20 protein-coding genes and 1 riboswitch are annotated in these 20,485 nt (G+C 38.0%); of the genes, 10 read left to right on the top strand and 10 right to left on the bottom strand.

Going from position 1 to position 20,485, the window contains the following annotated elements; genetic code table 11:
- The first annotated feature begins 167 nt into the window (after positions 1-167).
- Genes KJS37_RS07345 through KJS37_RS07335 form a run of 3 tightly spaced genes read left to right on the top strand, consistent with a single transcriptional unit; the run spans position 168 to position 1,738 of the window.
- Positions 168-380 carry a YqgQ family protein gene (locus KJS37_RS07345; RefSeq protein WP_003133311.1) on the top strand — a complete coding sequence of 71 codons (213 nt, stop codon included), beginning with the start codon at positions 168-170 and terminating at the stop codon, positions 378-380.
- On the top strand, positions 373-1,341 hold the full coding sequence (locus KJS37_RS07340; protein ID WP_213496637.1) for an ROK family glucokinase: 969 nt from the start codon (positions 373-375) through the stop codon (positions 1,339-1,341). Before KJS37_RS07345 ends, KJS37_RS07340 begins: the two co-directional genes overlap by 8 nt.
- 16 nt (positions 1,342-1,357) lie before the next feature.
- Positions 1,358-1,738, top strand: a complete 381-nt coding sequence (locus tag KJS37_RS07335) for a rhodanese-like domain-containing protein (protein WP_017368654.1) — start codon at positions 1,358-1,360, stop codon at positions 1,736-1,738.
- Positions 1,739-1,777: 39 nt separating this feature from the next.
- Here the strand turns inward: KJS37_RS07335 and KJS37_RS07330 are convergent, their stop codons facing one another.
- Positions 1,778-2,224 carry a Dps family protein gene (locus KJS37_RS07330; protein ID WP_096369051.1) on the bottom strand — a complete coding sequence of 149 codons (447 nt, stop codon included), beginning with the start codon at positions 2,222-2,224 and terminating at the stop codon, positions 1,778-1,780.
- A gap of 110 nt (positions 2,225-2,334) precedes the next feature.
- Between KJS37_RS07330 and KJS37_RS07325 the strand changes: the two genes are divergently transcribed.
- Entirely contained in the window at positions 2,335-2,991 is a 657-nt protein-coding gene (locus tag KJS37_RS07325; RefSeq protein WP_165713508.1) for a prepilin peptidase, read from the top strand.
- Here KJS37_RS07325 and dinB read toward each other — a convergent pair.
- From dinB to KJS37_RS07305, 4 genes are all read right to left on the bottom strand, one after another.
- Positions 2,939-4,036 (bottom strand): DNA polymerase IV, encoded by a 1,098-nt coding sequence (gene dinB / locus KJS37_RS07320; protein WP_096369050.1) that lies wholly within the window; start codon positions 4,034-4,036, stop codon positions 2,939-2,941. The two genes, KJS37_RS07325 and dinB, sit on opposite strands and share 53 nt — an antisense overlap.
- Before the next feature lie 173 nt (positions 4,037-4,209).
- A complete protein-coding gene (gene murC / locus KJS37_RS07315) occupies positions 4,210-5,541 on the bottom strand; it encodes a UDP-N-acetylmuramate--L-alanine ligase (protein WP_165713509.1) in 1,332 nt (443 codons plus the stop codon).
- Between the two features lie 50 nt (positions 5,542-5,591).
- Entirely contained in the window at positions 5,592-6,221 is a 630-nt protein-coding gene (locus KJS37_RS07310; protein WP_017369624.1) for a hypothetical protein, read from the bottom strand.
- Between the two features lie 134 nt (positions 6,222-6,355).
- Positions 6,356-9,466, bottom strand: coding sequence for a DEAD/DEAH box helicase (locus KJS37_RS07305; protein WP_213496635.1), 3,111 nt, complete (start codon positions 9,464-9,466; stop codon positions 6,356-6,358).
- Positions 9,467-10,022: 556 nt separating this feature from the next.
- Between KJS37_RS07305 and KJS37_RS07300 the strand changes: the two genes are divergently transcribed.
- Complete coding sequence (locus tag KJS37_RS07300; RefSeq protein ID WP_213496633.1) at positions 10,023-11,363, top strand: amino acid permease; 1,341 nt, start codon at positions 10,023-10,025, stop codon at positions 11,361-11,363.
- 76 nt (positions 11,364-11,439) lie between these two features.
- On the opposite strand, the gene KJS37_RS07295 is transcribed toward KJS37_RS07300, so the two are convergent.
- Both KJS37_RS07295 and KJS37_RS07290 read right to left on the bottom strand, forming a co-directional pair.
- On the bottom strand, positions 11,440-12,378 hold the full coding sequence (locus tag KJS37_RS07295; RefSeq protein WP_213496631.1) for a serine hydrolase domain-containing protein: 939 nt from the start codon (positions 12,376-12,378) through the stop codon (positions 11,440-11,442).
- Complete coding sequence (locus KJS37_RS07290) at positions 12,375-13,151, bottom strand: CppA family protein (protein ID WP_213496629.1); 777 nt, start codon at positions 13,149-13,151, stop codon at positions 12,375-12,377. The genes KJS37_RS07295 and KJS37_RS07290 overlap by 4 nt, the downstream gene beginning before the upstream one ends.
- A 77-nt stretch (positions 13,152-13,228) precedes the next feature.
- Between KJS37_RS07290 and KJS37_RS07285 the strand changes: the two genes are divergently transcribed.
- The 4 genes from KJS37_RS07285 (at position 13,229) to KJS37_RS07270 (ending at position 15,699) form a co-directional block, all read left to right on the top strand.
- The gene (locus tag KJS37_RS07285) at positions 13,229-14,017 is read left to right on the top strand and encodes a CPBP family intramembrane glutamic endopeptidase (protein ID WP_017369629.1); all 789 of its coding nucleotides are present in this window, start codon (positions 13,229-13,231) and stop codon (positions 14,015-14,017) included.
- A gap of 33 nt (positions 14,018-14,050) precedes the next feature.
- A riboswitch (TPP riboswitch) is annotated at positions 14,051-14,149 on the top strand.
- A gap of 56 nt (positions 14,150-14,205) precedes the next feature.
- Positions 14,206-14,742: an energy-coupled thiamine transporter ThiT gene (gene thiT, locus KJS37_RS07280; protein WP_017369630.1), complete on the top strand. Its 537-nt coding sequence runs from the start codon at positions 14,206-14,208 to the stop codon at positions 14,740-14,742.
- Positions 14,743-14,754: 12 nt separating this feature from the next.
- Positions 14,755-15,234: an aminoacyl-tRNA deacylase gene (locus KJS37_RS07275; RefSeq protein WP_165713514.1), complete on the top strand. Its 480-nt coding sequence runs from the start codon at positions 14,755-14,757 to the stop codon at positions 15,232-15,234.
- A gap of 108 nt (positions 15,235-15,342) precedes the next feature.
- Positions 15,343-15,699, top strand: a complete 357-nt coding sequence (locus tag KJS37_RS07270; protein WP_165711919.1) for a DUF3397 domain-containing protein — start codon at positions 15,343-15,345, stop codon at positions 15,697-15,699.
- A 71-nt stretch (positions 15,700-15,770) separates the two neighbouring features.
- On the opposite strand, the gene KJS37_RS07265 is transcribed toward KJS37_RS07270, so the two are convergent.
- Together KJS37_RS07265 and murA are read right to left on the bottom strand one after the other, a co-directional pair.
- Positions 15,771-15,986 (bottom strand): YdbC family protein, encoded by a 216-nt coding sequence (locus tag KJS37_RS07265; protein ID WP_213496627.1) that lies wholly within the window; start codon positions 15,984-15,986, stop codon positions 15,771-15,773.
- A 48-nt stretch (positions 15,987-16,034) separates the two neighbouring features.
- Complete coding sequence (gene murA / locus KJS37_RS07260; RefSeq protein WP_165713516.1) at positions 16,035-17,300, bottom strand: UDP-N-acetylglucosamine 1-carboxyvinyltransferase; 1,266 nt, start codon at positions 17,298-17,300, stop codon at positions 16,035-16,037.
- Between the two features lie 229 nt (positions 17,301-17,529).
- Here murA and KJS37_RS07255 point away from each other — a divergent pair, with 229 nt between their 5' ends.
- Positions 17,530-18,249 carry a hypothetical protein gene (locus KJS37_RS07255; protein ID WP_213496625.1) on the top strand — a complete coding sequence of 240 codons (720 nt, stop codon included), beginning with the start codon at positions 17,530-17,532 and terminating at the stop codon, positions 18,247-18,249.
- Positions 18,250-18,350: 101 nt separating this feature from the next.
- Here the strand turns inward: KJS37_RS07255 and KJS37_RS07250 are convergent, their stop codons facing one another.
- The gene (locus tag KJS37_RS07250) at positions 18,351-20,444 is read right to left on the bottom strand and encodes an ABC transporter ATP-binding protein (RefSeq protein ID WP_017369635.1); all 2,094 of its coding nucleotides are present in this window, start codon (positions 20,442-20,444) and stop codon (positions 18,351-18,353) included.
- Positions 20,445-20,485: the final 41 nt, after the last annotated feature.

Raw genomic sequence — 20,485 nt, 5'->3', positions numbered from 1 at the left:
TAAGGAATAAAATTGACAAATTTGACCTACTTCCTACTATGAACTTTAAGTTGTAATTTTGAAATACTCCAAACAGATTATCAGTTTGTAAAAAATTATGGACCAAAAACTCATTGAAAAACTTATCAATACTTGAAAACCGCTTACAGTTGCGGTAAAATAGAACAATGAAAACACTTTATGATGTACAGGAATTGTTAAAAAAATACGGTTTTATTAATTTCATGACCAATCGCTTAGATGCGATTTATTTTATGCAACAGGAACTTACAAATATGGTTGAGCAGGGAATTTTTGAGAAAAGTGATAAAGAATACCTCACTGCCCAACTTATTTTACGTCGTGAAGAAAGAATTGAGAAGGAAAAACTAAATGGCTAACAAAATTATTGGTATCGACCTCGGCGGAACTTCTATCAAGTTCGGTATTTTAACACTCGAAGGTGAAGTTCAAGACAAATGGGCTATCCCGACAAATATTCTCAGTGATGGAAAACACATTGTCCCTGATATCATTGAATCTATCAACCACCGCTTAAATCTTTACAACCTTGATAAGTCTGACTTTATTGGTATTGGAATGGGGACACCTGGTACAGTAGATATTGAAGCTGCTACTGTCCGCGGTGCCTTTAATCTTAACTGGGCAGATGTTCAAGAAGTTGGTGCTCCTATCAGCGAAGGTGTTGGTCTACCATTCATTCTTGATAATGATGCAAATGTTGCAGCTTTAGGCGAACGTTGGGTCGGAGCTGGTGAAAACCAACCTGACGTTGTCTTCATCACTTTAGGGACTGGAGTGGGTGGCGGTATTGTTTCTGCTGGAAACCTTATCCATGGTGTTGTTGGTGCAGCTGGTGAAATCGGACACATCGTGGTAGAGCCTCATGATGGCTTTGCTTGTACTTGCGGAAACTACGGTTGCTTAGAAACAGTAACTTCTGCTACTGGCGTTGTACGCCTTGCAAGAAAATTCGCAGAAGAATACGAAGGAAACAGCGAAATTAAAGCAAATATTGATAATGGTGACGAAGTAACTTCTAAAGACATCTTCATTGCAGCTGAAGCTGGTGATGCTTTTGCACTTAGCGTTGTTGATAAGTTTGCTTATTACCTTGGTTTTGCTTGCGCGAACCTCGGAAGTACGCTCAACCCAGCGGCTATTGTTATCGGAGGCGGAGTTTCTGCAGCTGGAGAATTTCTCCGTTCTAAAGTTGAAACTTATTTCCAAAAATATTCGTTCTCAACAGTACGTGACTCTACAAAAATCAAACTTGCTGAGCTCGGAAATGATGCTGGTATCATCGGTGCCGCAAGCCTTGCTTTAAAATTTAAAAAATAAACTTAGGAGAACTTAAATGATCTGGATCATTGACTTTATACTTTTAGCCCTCATTGTCGTCTTCTTCATCTATCCACGTTGGACGCTCAAACGTAATGCCAAAGTTGTTGAGGCACCTGAATTTGAACGTTTAATGGCTACTTCTCAACTTATCGACGTCCGTGAAGCTGCAGATTTCCGAGTAAAACACATTCTTGGTGCTCGTAATTTACCTGCTTCTCAGATGGAACAAAGTTTAAACGCCATCAATAAAAAGAAACCTGTGCTACTTTACGAAAATGGTAAGCCAACAGCATCAGTCAAAGTTGCTAAACAACTTAAAAAAGCTGGCGTACCAGAAGTTTATATTCTTAAGACTGGCTTGAATAACTGGCCTGGAAAAATTAAAAACGGATAATAAAAAAAGACCTTACCGAGTATGTAAGGTCTTTTTTTATTATCCAAGTTCTGCTTCGAGCATCCAGATTGTTTTTTCAACATCTCCGAGTGCAACTGTATAAAGGTCAACTGTAACCGCGTCATTTTCAGATTCAGCAATATCCATGCCTTCTTGGAAAAGTTTAGCCAAGTATTTGTAAGTATCTAGAACACCATGTAAACGTTCAGACATTGACTTATCCCAAGTAGCTGGTTGAAGTTCAATTTTTGACTTTTCATCAAACTCTTTAAGCGTTGAAACTGGCGAACCACCGATGGTAATTAAACGTTCAGCAAACTCATCTAAATGCTCGTTAAGTGCGTCCATGAACTCGTCCATTTTAGGATGCAGAGTCAAGAAACCAGAACCACGCATATACCAGTGTGTTTGATGTACAAGTGCTGCTGCTTGAGATAAATCTGCAACTGTTTGATTCAAAACTTCTTGTGTTTTTTCCTTAGACATAGAAACCTCCAATTTTTTATTTCTATTACAATTATATAAAAAAAAAGGTCAATTAGAAAATATTTTGCTTAAGATTGTGAGCTTTTTAGCTTTTTCTCGTATTAACAAATATGCTTATTTTTTTCTTCATTATCGGCACTGTATTTGGCTCTTTTCTTGGTTTAGTAAGTGAACGATGGGATACGGAAGCCTCGATTCTTTATGGACGCTCACAGTGTAGCTCTTGTCAGTCGCCTCTCAAATGGTATCAACTTATCCCTTTAATTTCCCAAATTATCTTTAAAAGCAAGTGTCGTTTGTGTGGTGTAAAATTTTCTTATAGTTATTTTATCCTAGAATTTCTTTCAGGAACTCTCTTTGCCGCATTGTGGTTTGATTTAGATTTTCTCCACTTTTTCACCCTTATTATTAGTTTACTTTTGAGCAAATTTGATATTGATTCTTATGCTTACCCTTTAAATATCGGTTTAGCGTTTACTGCTTGCTTCTTTATTTTATTTCCTGTTACCCCTATAGCTTATTTCTTATTAGCGCTTGCTTGTTTCACATTTTTTATCAATATTGGGATTGGTGCTGGAGATATCTTGTGGCTTTTCTTTGCCTCTTTTTCTCTCTCTTTAGAAGAAATGCTTATTCTTATCCAGCTGGCTTCTGCATTGGGACTCTGTTTTTTGCTTATCAAAAAAAGGAAAAAGATCCCCTTTATTCCTTTTCTTAGCTTTTCATATCTAATCGTAATTCTTCTGCCCCAAACCCTGTTAGGGTAACACCCAGCAGTCGTACACCTATTGTTTCATCATAATCAATCTCTTCTAGTAAATCTTGAGCGACATGTGCCAATGCAGTTGTTTCATTTATCTTCTCGGGAAGCTTTTTGCGTTTCGTAATTGTCTTAAAATCAGAATAACGTAACTTGAGGACAACTGTATCTCCCAGAAGTTGATGACGCTTCACATTAGTAGAAACGCGTTCCGAAAGGTTAGTAAGTTCCTGCTTGATGTCCTCTGCATTGTAGAGGAGTTTGCTATAAGTTCTTTCTTTGCCTACTGACTTCCTTTGACGGCTTGTCACTACGGGTGCATGATGAATACCATTAGCCTTCAAAAAAAGATTCCAACCATAAACACCAAACCGTTCTGCCAAGAGTAACGGGTCCGCCGCTTGAATATCAGCACCTGTAAAAATCTCTAACTCATGTAGTTTTGCTCCAGTAGCCTTACCTACGCCGTGAAATTTTTCAACAGGTAACACTGCTAGAAAGTCTTTTGCTGCTTCAGGCATAATTACCGTCAGCCCATGAGGCTTTTCATAATCTGAGGCAATCTTTGCTAAAAATTTATTGTAGGACACACCTGCTGAGCAAGTTAAACCGAGCTCAACAAAAATATCGTGCTGTATAAGTTTTGCAACTCTAATTGCACTGGTTGACCCTATCTTATTCCGAGTGACATCCAGATAAGCTTCATCAATAGATGCTGCCTCTACTTCATCAGTATAGCGGTTAAAAATTTCACGTACTTGTTCTGATATTGCACGATACTTTTCATAATTCCCACTAATGAAAACAGCTTGCGGACAAAGATCATAAGCTTCTTTGGCGCTCATTGCCGAATGAATCCCGAATGCTCGTGCTTCATAAGAACATGTTGAAACAACGCCACGCCCGCCAGTTTCCAGCGGGTTCCGTGCAATAACTACAGGTTTTCCCCTTAATTTTGGATTGTCCCGTATTTCTACTGACGCGAAAAAGGCATCCATATCAATATGGATGATTTTTCGCGACGTATCATTGACCAGTGGAAATGTTAACATGCTTTAATTATATCATAGAGCCGATAAGTGGTATGAATTTACAAACTGTAGTATCTCACTATTTAAAAGGAGACAGTATTTTTAAATAAGGTTAAACCATTGATAATAATTATTACTTTTAATCCTTTTATCTCCTCCTAAACTAAAAAACTTCCTAAAAGGAAGTTTTTATTTTACAAAGTATTTTTAGTTAATTGGCTAAGCAAATCTTCAAATGCCACTTCATACTGTTGGATATTTCCAGCACCCATGAAGACATAGACCCCACGATCATGGTCCAATAAAGGCGAAACGTTTTCCACAGAAATAACGCGTGCAGGTTTACGTACTTTATCAGCAAGATCTTGTGCTGTAATTTCATGGTGGTCAACTTCACGTGCAGAGCCATAAATTTCTGCAAGATACACCGTATCTGCTGAATCAAGAACTTGAGCAAACTCATCAGCAAAGGCAATTGTTCGTGTAAATGTATGGGGTTGGAAAACAGCCACGATTTCACGATCGGGATATTTTTGACGCGCTGCATCAATTGTTGCTTCGATTTCTGTTGGATGGTGCGCGAAGTCATCAATAATAATTGTTTCTCCAACTTTTTTCTCCGTAAATCGACGTTTTACACCAGAGAAAGTCAACAAATGGTCTGCGATATCATTCATATCTAAGCCAAGCTGATGGGTTACACCAACTACTGCTAAGGCGTTCGCAATATTATGCTTCCCGTAAGCAGGAACTACAAAGTGACCGATTTTTTCGCCTCGGAAATAAGCATCAAAAGATGAGCCACGTGTTGAGCGGATGATATCTTTTGCTTGATAATCATCTCCATCTTCAAAACCATAATAGTAAATCGGTGCTTCTGCTGTAATTTTACGTAAATACGGATCTTCTCCAAAAACGAAAATACCTTTTTTGATGTTTTGGGCATAATCTTGGAAAGCTGAGGCGACATCATCAATGTTTTGGAAATAATCTGGATGATCAAAATCAACATTGGTAATAATTGTATATTCTGGATGATAAGGCATGAAATGACGTTCGTATTCATCTGATTCAAATACAAAATATTCGCTGTCCGCATTTCCACGTCCTGTACCATCACCAATCAAGTATGACGTATCCACAGCATTTTTCATGACATGTGCTAGAATTCCTGTCGTTGAAGTTTTACCGTGCGCCCCCGCGACCCCAACGCTGATAAAGTCTTCCATGAAATGTCCTAAAAACTCATGGTAACGTTTAAAAGCAAAGCCGTTTTTTTCAGCAAAAGCAATTTCGACATTATTGTCGGTACGAAAAGCATTCCCTGCAATCAACTCAACTTCTGGTGTAATATTTTTCTCGTCAAAAGGAAGAATAGGAATCCCCGCTTCTTCAAGGCCACGTTGTGTAAAATAGTAGTCCGTCGTATCAGAACCTTGTACTTTTTTACCCATTTGGTGGAGCATAAGAGCGAGTGCACTCATCCCTGAGCCTTTAATTCCTATAAAATGATATACTTTTTCCATGATAAATAAGAAATTTCAGTCGGAACTGAAATCTTTTCTCCTTCTTTTATTTAAAGTCCGCGATCAAACAAGTTCTTCCGTTTGTTATCGAAATACTCGTTTTTTGCAGTTTTAGTCTTATCTTCTCCTTTTTGAGGAGAACCAGAAATAATTGCTTCATCAAGATTTAAACCACGTTTTTTCATGTCTCTGATGGGATTATTAGTTGCTGGACGTCTTGGAGACATCGGCTTTTGTTCGATTGTCTTCTTTTCGCCTGGTGCTGGTTTCGCTGCGTTAAGTACTGCTGATGAACGGCGTAAAGAAAAATCATCTTTATCGCGTTCTAGCGGATGAACATAGCCTTTTGGACGTTTAGGAAGTACTGCCGCTTCTCTTTTGGCCTTTTCTTTTGATTCATCAACACTCGTTTTTTTAGGCATTTTATCAAAAGAACTGTACCCACTATGATTGCTATTTAATGGACGATGTTGAGTGCTGTAGCTAACTTTTGTTTTTATTGGCTTATAGACATCTGAACGTTTTTTATCAGACATTTGAACACCACCAAAAGAAGCCTCGTCTTGTTGACTAGGATTCTTAGTAATCAGTTGTGAATTTGTCATGATGACGCGTGTGTCTTTTTCAAGCATTTCATCATCATCGATGATTGGAAATACGACTCTTCTTCCTTCGTTCATTGCTTGCCCTACTTATTTTTTTGTTTGTCTTGAAACTTTTCCTCTACGTTCCTTAAAAAGTTTGTCTAATCTTATTTTTTTCTTAGGTATGTGTTTCAACTATTATTATATCGCATTTTCAGCGATTTTTAAAGTTATAGTCCTAAAATTTCTCTGATTTCGGCTTCGCTGAGCGTCTTATCAATCACATCGCCATCTAAAACATTTGCAATCAGATCTTTTTTACGCTCCTGAATCTCCATGATTTTTTCTTCAATCGTCCCTTGTGTAATCAAGCGAATGACTTCAACGGTACTCTTTTGTCCCATACGGTGAGCCCTTGCTATAGCTTGTTCTTCAACCGCAGGATTCCACCATAGATCAACAAGGATAACAACATCGGCACTAGTGAGGTTAAGACCTACGCCACCCGCTTTTAGCGAAATGAGGAAGGCATCACGGCTTCCAGCATTAAAGGCTTGAACCATTTCTAAGCGTTCTTTAACTGGAGTTGAGCCTGTTAACTTATAGGCTGTGAGGTCCAATTTTTCCATTGCTTCTTCAATATAGGGAAAAGTCTTAGTAAACTGTGAAAAAATCAAAGGACGATGTCCTGAAGCCTTGACTTGCTCTAACAGCTCCATCAAACTATCTAGCTTACCAGATCCACCTTCATAGTTATCCATGAAAAGAGCTGGCGTGTTACATATTTGACGAAGTCGGGTAATCCCTGCAAGAATTTCAATACGTGATTTTTTAAGGCTTGCACTATCCATTTGGCGGACAGATTGTTGCATTAACTCTAACTGTGCTAAATATAGGAGTTTTTGCTCTTCAACCATGTTATTGCGTAAGGTCATTTCCATCTTATCAGGCAACTCTGTCAAAACTTCTTCTTTTTTACGGCGCATAATAAATGGATGGATAATGCGTGAGATAACTTCGGGTGACATTTTATTAAATGTTTCACGTTTTGGTAAAAAGCCCGGCATTACCACTTGGAAGATTGCCCAAATTTCTTCTAAACGATTTTCTAAAGGCGTTCCAGATAAAGCAAAAGTATGTTCAACATTCAATTGACTAAGCGCTCTATTTGTTTTACTGCTATAGTTTTTCACAGCTTGTGCTTCATCTAAGAGAAGATAGTTAAGCTCCTTCTCTTGATAATCATCAAAGTCCTTAAGGAAGCTGCCATAACTTGTGATATAAACTTGATGCTTCCCATGAATCAAAGCATCGCGATCAGCCTTCATACCGTCAACTACCACGTAATCAACCGTGTCCGTAAATTGATCAAACTCACTGGCCCAGTTGTAAATAAGGCTAGCAGGAGCAGTGACTAAAGCTGTTTCACCTTCTTTCAGATTTGACAATAAATAGGTAATCGCTTGTACTGTTTTACCTAGACCCATGTCATCTGCCAAAACACCACCTAAGTGATAGTGCGTTAACATAGACATCCAACGAACTCCTGTTTCCTGATAACTTCGCAGTTCAGCTTTGACATGCTCAGGTTTTTCGTATGGGAAGGTTTCTGGATGCGTGAGGTGTTCATAGAAGGCTTTAAATTCATTTGAAAAATTACTGCTTGAAATATTTTCAAATATTTTAGAAACTTGAAAACTGCGTGTCACATTGACTTCTAAGCTCGTCCCACTGATCGTAAAATTATCATCCAGTTCTCGTAAAGCTGATTTCAGTTCGCTGAACTTCTGGTCAAAGATAAATAATTTTCCGTTTTCACTGACATAGTATTCCGCATTGTTTTGCAACTGTGCAATAACATTTGCAAATTCATTCTCACCGATGCTTGGCATTTCAAAGGCAATATCTAACAAGCCTCCTCGACGATCAATCATGATTTCAGGGACTTCATCGACTTTCATATCCATTAGTCCAGGAGACAGTTTTACTTGACCTAATTTCTGGAATTGTGGCAGAATCTTGATAAAGAATGTTTCTGCAAATTGTGCCGAAAGCGTCACAGAACTTGTAAAAGAACGTGTGAAACCAAAACGAGCCATGAGCGTAAATATCTTATTTTCTAGGCGTAGGTCCCGAGAGAACTCGAGTGTTTCTAGTTCATGAAAGTGTTCCACTTTAAAATTGCCATAATCAAATTGAACCGAAAGTTCTATATTTTGTCCATCAGGATTAGCAAAGGTAAAAATCGGTGTAAAGGGGCGAATAACGAAATTTTCAGGGGCTGAAATTTGGCCCAAAGTAGAAAGTTGTTGCAGTGCTTGAGCTACTTTGTCCTTGTCCATATATGAAAATTGATTATGCTTCTCACCTTCTAATTCTTTTTGAACCAGCTGCAACAAACGTTTTTGTTCATGATCAACCTTATAAAAGACGTGATTATAGTATAGAAGGGAACCACTATAGAAGGAACTAAAGGCATTATCTTCGATTTTCAACTCGATAAAGTCCCTTTGGCTTGTCACACTAAAATTAAAAATCTCTGACTCTTCATCAAGAGCAACAAAGGTGAAATAGTTAATCAAGGCGCCTGATAACCTCAAGCTAAAACGTGACAAGTTAGAGGCTAAATCCATTGCCTCTTCAATAAAAAGATAAGGGAAATTGAGATAACGTCCATTTTTAATATACAGTTGGTTAGCCATTTGAGCATCAAGCTTGCCATGTATTTTAAGTAGGAAATTCAAAAAGTCCTGACTCGCTTCATCAAAATTATCAAAAAAGAGGTCAACATAATGCAAAGCACCTAACGAATATTGTCCAAAGTTTTGCAATGTTCTCAAAAAATACGGGATATCTTTGATTACATAAGCTCTACCTAAGCGTTCGCTATATAAGCGTAAGTCAAAATACATGAAGTAATCCATAGAAAAAACATCATAGAGTTGCGAGTTATCTTCGACATGGACTTCAATTGAAAATTGCTCAGCTCCAAAATTGACCTGTGTTTCGCCATTCAAAGCATCCAAAAAGGCAGCATTGGCAGCTAATTCGTCATTTGCTACCAACTCAATCTTTTCTATGTTTTTCTTGTCAACTTCAACTTCTTTATTTTCATTCTTGAGGTATTCTTCTACTGCAGCAATGTGCTTACAATAACGGTGATTCCGCTGAAAATCAGCACAAGAACAATAATCCTGTGCCCCGTCCATATCGTAAATTACTTGTTCTCCTTCAACCTCTGCAGAAAGTTTAAAATCCTCTATTGATGGATCAATTAAAAGTCCCTGGCTATACAGGGCTATTCCTTCACTGCGTACACGTGCTGGCATCATTCTGCTCATTTTATGTTTATCCTATTTTTGATGCCTTTTTGCACCAACTCTCTGTCTATTTTTTCTTCTAAATCCCTTTAAAACGTGCATACATTATACCATATTTTGCTATTTTTTTCACGAATTACCTAATAAAAAATAGAAAGTTATCTTCAGATAAAAAATTTTATAACCTCCAATTCCTTTCTGATTTTAATGTAAAGAACTTTTGACATTAAAATTTTAAAAGTCCACTTTTGTTTTTTTAATTTGTGCAAAAATTTGAATTTTTACATTATTTGTATTATACTTTACACTATTAAAATAATGAGGCTCAAAAATGATTAACGCTTATCACACAGTTTTGTTGTTGATTATGGGCTCACACTAAGTGCTGAAAGGTAAAGGTGTGAGTCCTCTTTGGCGTTGGTCAGAAAGGGGCAAAAAGATGTCCCTTTGGGCATCTTTTTTAATTTATTTTTATTGATTATTGCTACTCCAACGTGACAATAAAGTGAGAGGAGGCTTAATTTGACTTAGAATTTTAAATTAAAAATATTTATTTTATAAAGAGAGGAACTTATAATTGGAAAATAATCAAAATTTACAAAAGAGAATGGCAACACGCCATATCACTATGATTGCTCTAGGTGGAGCGATCGGGGCTGGCCTTTTTAAAGGGAGCGCTTCTGCCATTGAGTCTGCTGGTCCTGCTGTCCTTATTTCTTATTTCATCGGAGGTGTGGTTTTATTCTTCGTGATGAAGAGTTTAGAGAAGTTGGTCCTTAGCTCGGATGAACCACATGGTCTTTCAGGATTGGTTCAACCTTATCTGGGTAACCATGCAGCTGATTTTACAGACTGGGTGTATTGGTCACTTTGGATGATTAATATTATTGCCGAAGCTGTCGCTGCTGCTAGCTTTATACAGCTTTGGTTCCCTAATATCCCTTCATGGGCCTTCGTCTTACTCATCGCTATCCTAACATCGCTTATCAACCTACTGTCAGTAACATTCTTTGCCGAAACAGAATATTGGCTTGCTTTTATCAAAATCAGCGTTATCATTCTTCTTATTATTTTTGGTGTCATTTTAGTTGCACAAAACATTTTTAATACCAACTTGATATCTGCATTTTCAGGGATGACAAAATATGGTGGCTTTGCGCCACACGGACTTAAAGGTGTTATCAATTCTTTATTGATTGTTATCTATTCCTACGGGGGCTCTGAACTCATTGCCATTACTGTTAGTGAGACAGAAGATCCTAAAACTGCTATCCCACGCGCTATCCGAGGCGTTATTGGACGCATCATTTCTTTTTATATCGTCCCAATGTTCCTCCTGCTCCTTATCTACAACTGGAACGACCTGGCAACGTCAACAATGAGCCCGTTTGTCATGGTCTTTAACAAAATGCATATTCCTTTTGCTGCAGACATCATTAATTTCATTATTATTCTCGCGCTCTTTTCTTCAATCAACTCTGGCATTTATGCCTCTTCAAGAATTTTATTCTTCCGCTTAAAAAATCATAAAGGCAAGCTTTCGCAAAAGATTGCTACACTGAATAAAAGTAAAGTACCTCAAAGATCTGTTCTTTTCTGCTCTGGAACACTTTATATCGGCGTTGTTCTTTCTTACTTCTTAGGAGACAGCCTATTTAACTATCTTGCCGGTTCTTTATCTTACACTGTCCTTTTAGTTTGGTTTTTAATTAGTCTCGCAGGCTTCTTATTGGCACGCAAAACCAAAGCTTTAGGTACTATGAGCATGAGTCTTATTGCTCTCATTGCTTTGTTATTAATTTTCTTTGGTATCCTTACAACTAATCCTATTGGAGTAACTCTCTTTACCGCACTTCTTTATTTCATTATATTGATAAGTTATCGTAAAAAGAATGATCCTGTAGACAATATTGGATAAAAAAATATTAAACACTTTCTCAATAACAGGAAAGTGTTTTTTTATAGGAAAAGAAAAAACCGACACTCAGGTCAGTTTAAATTTTTATGAGTATTTCAATCAGTCGGTCACGATCTACAATCCACTGTGCCCGCTCATCCTTCAAGTGCACTCGATTGGATAAGAAAATTACCGCTTTCTTTGATTCGAGATTCATCAGAATGAAAGTGCCTGTGTAACCTGTATGAAGCAACCACTGGTCGTGTATAAAATCCCAAGCTAAACTTCTTGGGCGATCTCCCGCTGCATAATTTTTCTGCAAAGCCAAATATTTTGTGTCTGAAAAATAACCTTGAACAAATTTAACCAAATCAATCATCGGTGCAAAAAGTCCTGCTGACCCACAGTGTGTTCCTAGTACTTTTGCTTTTGGATCATGAACCGACCCCACTCGTGTATCCAGACTTGTAGGCACGGCATTAGTAACAGGTCCAAAAGATGTCTCAGACATGTTCCATTTTTCAAAAACCTCTGCTTTAAAGACTTCATCTAAAGATTTCTCATAAAGCTTTTCAAGCATAAAACCCAACAAAATAAAGTTGATATCTGTGTAGTGACAACTTTTATTTTCCGTCACTTCGATATGGTCAATCGCATCCTTTAAACCTTTAAAATCTAACTTATCACGGTTTTCAATAAACGGATTTATACCCGTTGTATGCGTAAGAAGCTGTCTCAAAGTAATACTCTCATCATGAAAATCAGGATAATAATCCGTAAACGGAGCATCAAGCTCTAACTTCCCAGACAAAACGAGATTAATAACAACTGTTCCTGTGCCTACAACTTTTGAAACGGAAGCTAAATCCCATTTTTTACCTGCAACCAATGGTTTTACTTTCGGAAGGATTGCTTGGTTGCCTCGAACAAACTCTTGAACCTCTGCTTCTTCCACAATAGCAACATGGCAGCCCGGGAAAATTTCTTGTGCTATATAGTCATCAATTGTTTCTAAAAATTCTTTTTCATTTTTCATAGGCCTTGCTTTGTAAACCAAAGTTCCATGTGATGTGGAATATCAATAGCTAACGTTTTCGCTTTGTTATCCAAATACAGTTTTTCGTCAGGTAAATTATCAGCGAACTGAGCTAAGTCAAACGACTGCGAAACTTGAAAACGTAAAAGCATCAGGTCAAGTTTTTCATCCATATTAGCTGTCAAATCAGGACCTTCACTTTGGCAAAAGACGAGATGCAAACCAGCAAGGTCTAAAAGATTACCTTGCGCTTTTACACCGAGAATTTTTTCATATTCTGCAATAATAGACACTTCTGGAATATTAATTTGTACCTCTTTGATAGAAAAATCAGATAGTCCTGCAAATTCCCCCTCATCAAAGTCAACATCAGATTTAGCAACCTCTGTTAAATCTGACCAATCGTTTACAGAAACCATCAGATAAACATCATTTTCTGGAGAAACAGCCTCAAAAGCCCAACTGTCTTTGACCTGATAAAGATGTGCTACTTGGTCTAAGTTACGCGCCAAAAGCTGTTCAATTTCTTCCTCATCAGCTTGGATGACTGTGCGTCCATGTTTCTTCATCCCTTGAACAGGAGTCACACCCGGTGACTCCTCTAAGATTAACCTTGGTTCTTTTGCCTCATAACCAGATAAAAAAACTTCTGCATTTTCTTCGTGTAAGACTTTCATGCCAAGCACATCACGATAAAAATTTAAATTTTCTTCGCGATTGAGTACACGATAGCCTGGTAAGCAAACTTCTAAATTGTTTATGAATTCTTTCATTCTGATTCTCCATTTATCTTCTTATATTTTATTAAAACTTATACAAATTATCAATGATTATATGTTAGAATTGTTCTATGATTAAATTTCGAGACCTTATAAAAAAACCTTGGACCTGGACTATTCTCCCTGCTTTTCTCTTCGCTCTTCCTTTTTCTTTAGGAGCTGGCTGGATGCAATGGTTAGGGCTAAGTTTCCTTCTTTACCTAATTAGTTTAATTTTCACTTATAAGAAATCAATCTGGCTGGCTCTCTTTGTGCTTTCTTTACTACCAAGTTTTGCTACAGCACTTATCAGCCAGTTGCATTCTGGAAAAGCCTTTTCTTCTCTTGATCAAATAATATTTTTTGTGATTTTCTTTGTTGCTCTAGGCTTGTCTTACTTTCTTGCTCGCCGTCGAAATATTATTCCGCCGATTGCTATCAAAGAATTCCCCTTGGGCAAAATTGCCCAAGGCTTTGGTTCTCTTTTCTTGGTTTCACTCTGTGTCAATATTTTAGCACAGGCGCTTGGTTTACAAGCAAGTACAGAAAATCAAGAGGCTTTAAACAGTCTCGCCCAGGTTATTCCTTTAGGTATCTTTGCTGTCCAAACGATCTTTGCTGGCTTCTTTGAAGAACTTACTTACCGCGTTGGCCCTTTCGAAGTTCTCTTTACAAAAAATAAAATGCTCGCTTTTTTGACAGCAGCTCTCCTCTTTGCAGGTATGCACAGTCCAACAGATCTTTACAGTTGGCTTGTTTATGGTTCAATGAGTTTAGTGCTCACCATGTTCTACTTTAAATACCGTAATTTCTACCTCAATATGGCCATCCATATGGCTTGGAATTTCCTTGGAATAAGTATGACATTTTTGCTAAAGTAAACATCTTATGATATATTAATACTGTAAAATTAAAATTTGCACAATGGGTGCTCGAGGGAAAACCAAGAGCTGAGAAACACCATTTGACCTGATCTGGTTCGTACCAGCGTAGGAATGTGTTTGTATAGAGGATCGCTATCCTCACTTCTCTCTAACCCTCCTTTGTGCCAACAAAAGGAGATTTTTTTATGTCTGATTCTAAAGTTTTAGAACTTACTGAAACGGCTATTGCTGCTGCATTAGCTCTTGTCTTGAGTTTCATCTCGATAAACTATGCTCAAGTTTTTTATCTTGAGCTGGCAGTTATTCCCTTACTGGTCTTGGCCTTGCGCCGCGGTGTTTTTTGGGGCATGACAGGTGGGCTGGTGTTTGGCTTACTTTTGATTGTATTAGGTCAAGCAACTATCTTGACTCCAGTACAGGCCTTGCTGGAATATATCGTTGCACCGATTTCTCTTGGCTTCGCTGGCATCATACGCAAGAAAGATTCGAGTCAAACACGCACAATCTTTGCTGCTGCTTTTCTCGGCGTTCTTATCAAATATTTTTGGCACTTTGTCGCTGGTGTTATTTTTTGGGGGAAATATGCTTGGAAGGGCTGGGGTGCGATTCCTTATTCATTTGTCGTAAATGGAATGAGTGGACTTGCAACTGCAACACTCGCTGCTCTGGCTCTCGTTATTATCTCTAAGAGTGCAGCTCAGATTTTTCAAGCGAAAAAGTGATATAATGAACGCATGAGCAAGAAAAAGAAACTGAAAAAAACATTAGTTGAACAAATTCTGGACAAAGGTCAAGTCAACCATGAAGGGCTTGCTCTCAATGCTTTAGAAGCAGAGCTCATGCCTGAAGACATCCAACGTCGTGATATCTATAAAACGCTCGCACTTATAGGAGATAAAACGGGTCCAATCGTGGGGATCCTTCCTCTGACAGAGCATCTTTCTGAAAAGAAATTAGCAAAGGTCTCTGGAAATAAGAAGGTCCACATGATTCCTCAAAAAGATTTGCAGAAAACCACTGGATACATCCATGGTGCTAATAATCCTGTCGGTATCTGGCAAACCAAAAGGTTCCCTATCTATATCGATACCATTGCACTGGATGCAGATAAAATCATTGTATCTGCCGGTGAAATCGGCCGTTCTATACGCCTCAATCCAAAAGAACTCGCAACTTTTGTACAAGCTGAATTTGCTGAAATTCGTGAAATTTAAATAAAAAGGAAAGCTTAACTATGGCTTTTCTTTTTATTTTTACATCTCGATTTATTGTTCCGACAAATAACACTTTACAAAAGTACCCAAAACCGCTAAAATTAAGCTATGTTACCTAAGATTATTGCCACCCTATATCCGCTTTTAAGCTGGATTGTATTGGTTTTCGCTTTTAAATTTTTGCGGATTCGCCACTTGACGAATCGAAAACTTCGCATTCCTGATATTTTTGTCCTCTTCTTAATTTTTGGGCTCCAACTTTTTTCAGAGCAATTCACTGCCATTAATATTTTGCCTTATTACTTCTTGATCCTTTCAATTTTAGCTCTCGTCTTATTGTTAATGGATTTATTCTATTTTAAAGACTTCAAATATAAGCGCTTCTTTAAGCTTTTTTGGCGCATTACTTTTGTGATTACTTTTGCTCTTTACATCGCTATGATTGTCATGATTTACATGCATTGATAAAAGAACCATACTAATGGTTTTTCTTTTTATATATGATTCATAAAAAAAAACCAGAAAAACTGGTTTTTTTATTTGTTTCCGAGCTCTTTCAAAAGAACAGCAAATTCTTCATCTGTCAGTGTAATCCCCTTGCCCATCTTTTCATGGTCGGGCGACCACTGACGCAAATCATATTTAGCTTCCATGCCATTCCACGATACACGGTTAAGCTCTTTGGTCCAGCCTTTGGCATTTTCAGATAAGGTAATAAGATGTTCCTCAATTTCATACTTTAAATCAGCCATACGCACCTCCTATATTAATGATACGGAAAAATTTTCAACTTTTCACAGTTAATCTTCAATAAGTTGAATATCAACACCCAAAGCCGTCATTTTTTCAATAATACTATCATATCCACGAAGGATAAATTCAATATTTTCAATCGTCGTTGTACCTTCGGCAATAATACCAGCCAAGACCAGACTTGCCCCCGCACGCAAGTCGGTAGCACGAACATGAGCACCTTGAAGTTTATTAGGTGCTTCATAGATAATATGATCATCCACTGTTGAGATTGCAGCACCCATACGTGCCATTTCTGGCACATGATTGACACGTTTTTCATAAATCGTATCCATTATCCAACCACGTCCTTGTGCTTTTAGTAGAAGCGGAGTAATTGGCTGTTGCAAATCAGTTGCAAACCCAGGATAAGGTACAGTCTTAATATTGATTGCTTTCAAGTTTTCTGAACGATGGACCTCGATAGAGTCCTCACGAATGGTCATACGTACGCCCATTTCTTCGAGTTTAGCAATAAATGATTCTAGATGTTCATAGATAACATTGTCAACGATGACGCCATCTCCCATCGCTGCAGCCAAAGCAAGATAAGTTCCTGCCTCGATACGGTCAGGAATAACCGTATGACGTGCACCATGCATCTCTGTTTTCCCTGTGATACGAATCACATCTGTACCAGCCCCACGAACTTTTGCCCCCATATTATTCAAGAGTGTAGCTACATCAATGATTTCTGGTTCACGTGCTGCATTTTCAATAATGGTTACACCTTCTGCTGTACTAGCCGCAAGCATTGTATTAATTGTTGCACCAACAGAAACCATATCCATATAGATAGTTGTACCGTTTAATTTTTCTTCTTTAGCTTCAAGGTGCATAGCATCTTCAAGATAAGATAATTCTGCTCCTAAAGCTTCAAAAGCTTTAACATGAAGATCCATAGGACGTGGGCCTAAATCGCATCCCCCTGGCAAACCAACCGTTGATTTCCCAAAACGACCAAGAAGCGCTCCATTAAAATAATAAGAAGCACGTAAAGAGTTTATCTTACCATAAGGCAATGGCTTTGAAGTCACATCACGTGTATCAATCGTCAAAATGCCCGCATCAGTATCACGTTGAATTTTTGCCCCCATAATTTCCATGATATCGACCAAACTTGCGACATCAGAAATATCGGGTACACCTTCAAGTGTAACAATATCATTAGCTAAAATCGTTGCCGGAATAAGGGCAACTACGCTGTTCTTGGCTCCCGAAATCGTTACCTTCCCTGAGATACTTTTACCGCCATTGATTACTATTTTTTTCATAAATTATTACTCTATCACTTATTGTTTTATTTGAGACATGAAATACATGTACCCTCTATTCTACCATTTTTCCCGCCTTTTGAATAGATAAAAAGCATCCTTTTTTTCTTGATCATTCTTTAGGAACACTTATTCTTTTCTCTACCTAAAACTTTATTGTATATTACTATTTAACATTAGAAAAAAATGATAATATAACATTGAACACAAAAAACAAAGAAAGGGATAAATGATGAATTTTTCACTTAAAACTTCTTTCATCCCAAATAAAAAGAAATCAAAATTTTTTAAAGCAAATTATTTTTTTAATATTAATAACGATATGCTCAGTCACTTGGAACGTGCTCAAATAAGTCCGGTTCCTTCTCTCAATAAAGCAGATTATCAGGGCTATAATAAAATAATAAACACAGAAGGGAAATGGATTGGTATGAGCTCTGAACTCCTCCCTAAAAATCAGAGCTACTCTCTTAAGAACAAGACCCTCAAACTTTCCGGCTATACCTTTGAAGGCTGGGCTAAAGTACGCAACCGTCACAATGTACTGGCTCACCCTCAATCTCAAGAACAAGCTCAACTTTATGCTGGCCCAACTTCTGTTATACATCGCACGAGGGTCTATAATCCTAACTTCCTTTGGAAACCTCAAGAAAAACATCAGTTTGAACCTCTTGGCCAAATCTATGATTTTCATGCGCAGTGGACACCAATCAAATACCCCGTACGCTACAGTGCTAAGACAATTTGGAACGAGCCTCTCGAATGGCATCATCCTGAAGGTATGCGGAGTATCGAACAAGGCTATATTTCTCCAGCGAAAGTAAAATTACCTCACTATCACTTTGTCGGCTGGCAAATCGATGATTCTCCCTTAAGTAAAGAACAGCTAATCATCCCTTCTGGTATTGGTTCTGTCGATATTATTGCTATCTTCGAACAAATATCATAATTGAAGGTTGATAGATACGTTCTCTTATTTTTGGAATCTGAATCACATCAAAAACGCTCGTTGAGACACGAGCGTTTTTATATTAATATCTATCCTTAATTTTATTCAAAGACAAACTGATTGTGGTAAAGTTCAGAGTAGAAGCCACCAAGATTCACAAGTTCATTATGGTTTCCTTCTTCAATAACTTCACCGTCCTTAAGGACAACAATCTTGTCTGCATTAAGTATTGTTTTCAAACGGTGGGCAATAACAAATGATGTACGACCAGCAATTGCTGCTTCCATAGCCATTTGAATTTGTTCTTCTGTAACCGTATCAACGTTTGATGTTGCTTCATCAAGAATAAGCAAATCTGGGTTAGTCAAGATAGTACGGGCAATCGAAATTTGTTGTTTTTGGCCTACAGAGAAGACATTGTCGTCGTCATCCACCAGCGTTTCATAACCCTCTGGTAAACTCTCAATAAACTCGTGGATATGTGTCGTCTTGGCTACTGTAATAACTTCATCCATAGTCGCATCTTTTTTACCAAACTTGATGTTGTCCGCAATGGTTCCAGAGAAAAGGACAGACTCTTGCAAGACAATCCCGACTTTTGAACGTAATGAATCTAAGTCAAATTCACGAATATCGGTACCATCAAACTTGATCCCACCTTTGTCCACATCATAGAAACGGTTCATGAGGTTCATAACAGTTGTTTTACCTGATCCTGTTGGACCAACTAAGGCAACCATTTGACCTTTGTCCACATTAATATTGACATCTTTAAGGACTGGTTTACCTGGAAGATAACTAAAGTCAATATCTTCAATGTGTACACCTTCAGAAATACCTTCAAAAGTTTTACCATTTTCAGGACGTACTTCTTCTTTTTCATCAAACATCACATTCAGACGTGTTGCACCAGTTACCGCAAGTTGCAATTGACCGAAAGATGAAGAAATCTGCATGATTGGGTTGTAATATTGTTGCGCATATTGGATAAATGTAGCAAGCAAACCAAAGGCTGCAGCAGTTGATAATGAAGCATCATTAAGGAGGATATTAGCACCTGCAAAAATAACCAAAGCCAAAGTCAAGAGGGAGAAGCCATTCATCAATGGGAAAATCATACCTGACCAAGCTTGAGCTGCGAAGGTTGTTTTACGTACTTTATCATTACGTACTTCAAAACCTTCGATTGCATCTGCTTGAAGTCCTTCAACGATAATCGCTTTTTGCCCAGAGATTTTTTCATCCATATAAGCATTAAGTTCGCCGACTTCTTTTTGTTGTCTATCCGTGTATTTCTTAGCTTGAATAATGATAATCACAGCGCAGAGAACGGCCACAGGAGTTGTAGAAATTGTCACTAATGCCATCTTGACATTTTGGTCGAAAATCATATACAAAATCCCGATAAACAGGGCAAAGTTAGTGGTAACGTTCACTGCTGCTTGATTCAATGTGTTTTGAATATTATCCAAGTCTGAGGTAAAGCGGGCGAGAATATCTCCATCCGCATGACGGTCAAAATACGAAATTGTTAGGCGTTCCAACTTACCAAAGAGACCTTTACGCATACGGTTTGTTGAGTGTGCAACGATACGTGTAAAGAGCAAGCTATAGATAAGTTGCGCAATACCTGTCATCACGTAAAAGGCAAGCAACATCCACATTGAACGCATGAAATCAGCCTTGCTTGGTGCTTGTGACGTAGCCACCTTCATCAAGTCAGAAATAGACTGACCGTTAAGGTTGGCACGTATCGCTTCTGGAACATTCGCGTCTGTAAGTTGGTGCCAATCTGTTGGAATCTTAGCCATAGCTTGAAGGCTGTCAATTGTTGTTCCCGAAGGTAAGTTTGAAGTTACCGCTGCTGGAACATTCGCAGATGTCAGACTATGCCAGTCAACCACTTGTCCAGTAGCTTTTCCCATTTGCGCAGCAATTTGTTGCAGAGCATCCTGAGCTTGATTTGCTCCTGCTGCTATTTGTTGTAAACCCTTCACCGCTTCATCAGCGTGTTGATGACTAAAATAATCACCAACATAAGTCGAAAGATGTGTAATAGAATCCCCAAGAAGTACGGGTGCTTTAACTTGCAGATAAGTAGCCGCAATGATAAATATCGCAATCACGAGGAATTGTAATTTATATTTTTTGAAGTAGAGATAGAAGAACTTCAATGCACGAGATGTATCATTCATAATCTTTTTTCATTTTCTTGTTTTTCATAAACAGATTGAAG

The organism is Lactococcus formosensis (assembly GCF_018403745.1).
GTDB lineage: Bacteria > Bacillota > Bacilli > Lactobacillales > Streptococcaceae > Lactococcus > Lactococcus formosensis.
This window is presented reverse-complemented; position numbering and strand designations above follow the sequence as displayed.

Coding starts and splice junctions, on each gene's coding strand:
- KJS37_RS07345 (WP_003133311.1), top strand. CDS start 168: ATGAAAACACTTTATGATGTACAGGAATTGTTAAAAAAATACGGTTTT.
- KJS37_RS07290 (WP_213496629.1), bottom strand. CDS start 13,151: ATGAAAGAATTCATAAACAATTTAGAAGTTTGCTTACCAGGCTATCGT.
- KJS37_RS07265 (WP_213496627.1), bottom strand. CDS start 15,986: ATGGCTGATTTAAAGTATGAAATTGAGGAACATCTTATTACCTTATCT.
- KJS37_RS07305 (WP_213496635.1), bottom strand. CDS start 9,466: ATGAGCAGAATGATGCCAGCACGTGTACGCAGTGAAGGAATAGCCCTG.
- KJS37_RS07255 (WP_213496625.1), top strand. CDS start 17,530: ATGATGAATTTTTCACTTAAAACTTCTTTCATCCCAAATAAAAAGAAA.
- KJS37_RS07270 (WP_165711919.1), top strand. CDS start 15,343: ATGTTACCTAAGATTATTGCCACCCTATATCCGCTTTTAAGCTGGATT.
- KJS37_RS07340 (WP_213496637.1), top strand. CDS start 373: ATGGCTAACAAAATTATTGGTATCGACCTCGGCGGAACTTCTATCAAG.
- KJS37_RS07285 (WP_017369629.1), top strand. CDS start 13,229: ATGATTAAATTTCGAGACCTTATAAAAAAACCTTGGACCTGGACTATT.
- KJS37_RS07335 (WP_017368654.1), top strand. CDS start 1,358: ATGATCTGGATCATTGACTTTATACTTTTAGCCCTCATTGTCGTCTTC.
- KJS37_RS07250 (WP_017369635.1), bottom strand. CDS start 20,444: ATGAATGATACATCTCGTGCATTGAAGTTCTTCTATCTCTACTTCAAA.
- KJS37_RS07295 (WP_213496631.1), bottom strand. CDS start 12,378: ATGAAAAATGAAAAAGAATTTTTAGAAACAATTGATGACTATATAGCA.
- murA (WP_165713516.1), bottom strand. CDS start 17,300: ATGAAAAAAATAGTAATCAATGGCGGTAAAAGTATCTCAGGGAAGGTA.
- thiT (WP_017369630.1), top strand. CDS start 14,206: ATGTCTGATTCTAAAGTTTTAGAACTTACTGAAACGGCTATTGCTGCT.
- KJS37_RS07275 (WP_165713514.1), top strand. CDS start 14,755: ATGAGCAAGAAAAAGAAACTGAAAAAAACATTAGTTGAACAAATTCTG.
- KJS37_RS07325 (WP_165713508.1), top strand. CDS start 2,335: ATGCTTATTTTTTTCTTCATTATCGGCACTGTATTTGGCTCTTTTCTT.
- KJS37_RS07330 (WP_096369051.1), bottom strand. CDS start 2,224: ATGTCTAAGGAAAAAACACAAGAAGTTTTGAATCAAACAGTTGCAGAT.
- murC (WP_165713509.1), bottom strand. CDS start 5,541: ATGGAAAAAGTATATCATTTTATAGGAATTAAAGGCTCAGGGATGAGT.
- dinB (WP_096369050.1), bottom strand. CDS start 4,036: ATGTTAACATTTCCACTGGTCAATGATACGTCGCGAAAAATCATCCAT.
- KJS37_RS07310 (WP_017369624.1), bottom strand. CDS start 6,221: ATGAACGAAGGAAGAAGAGTCGTATTTCCAATCATCGATGATGATGAA.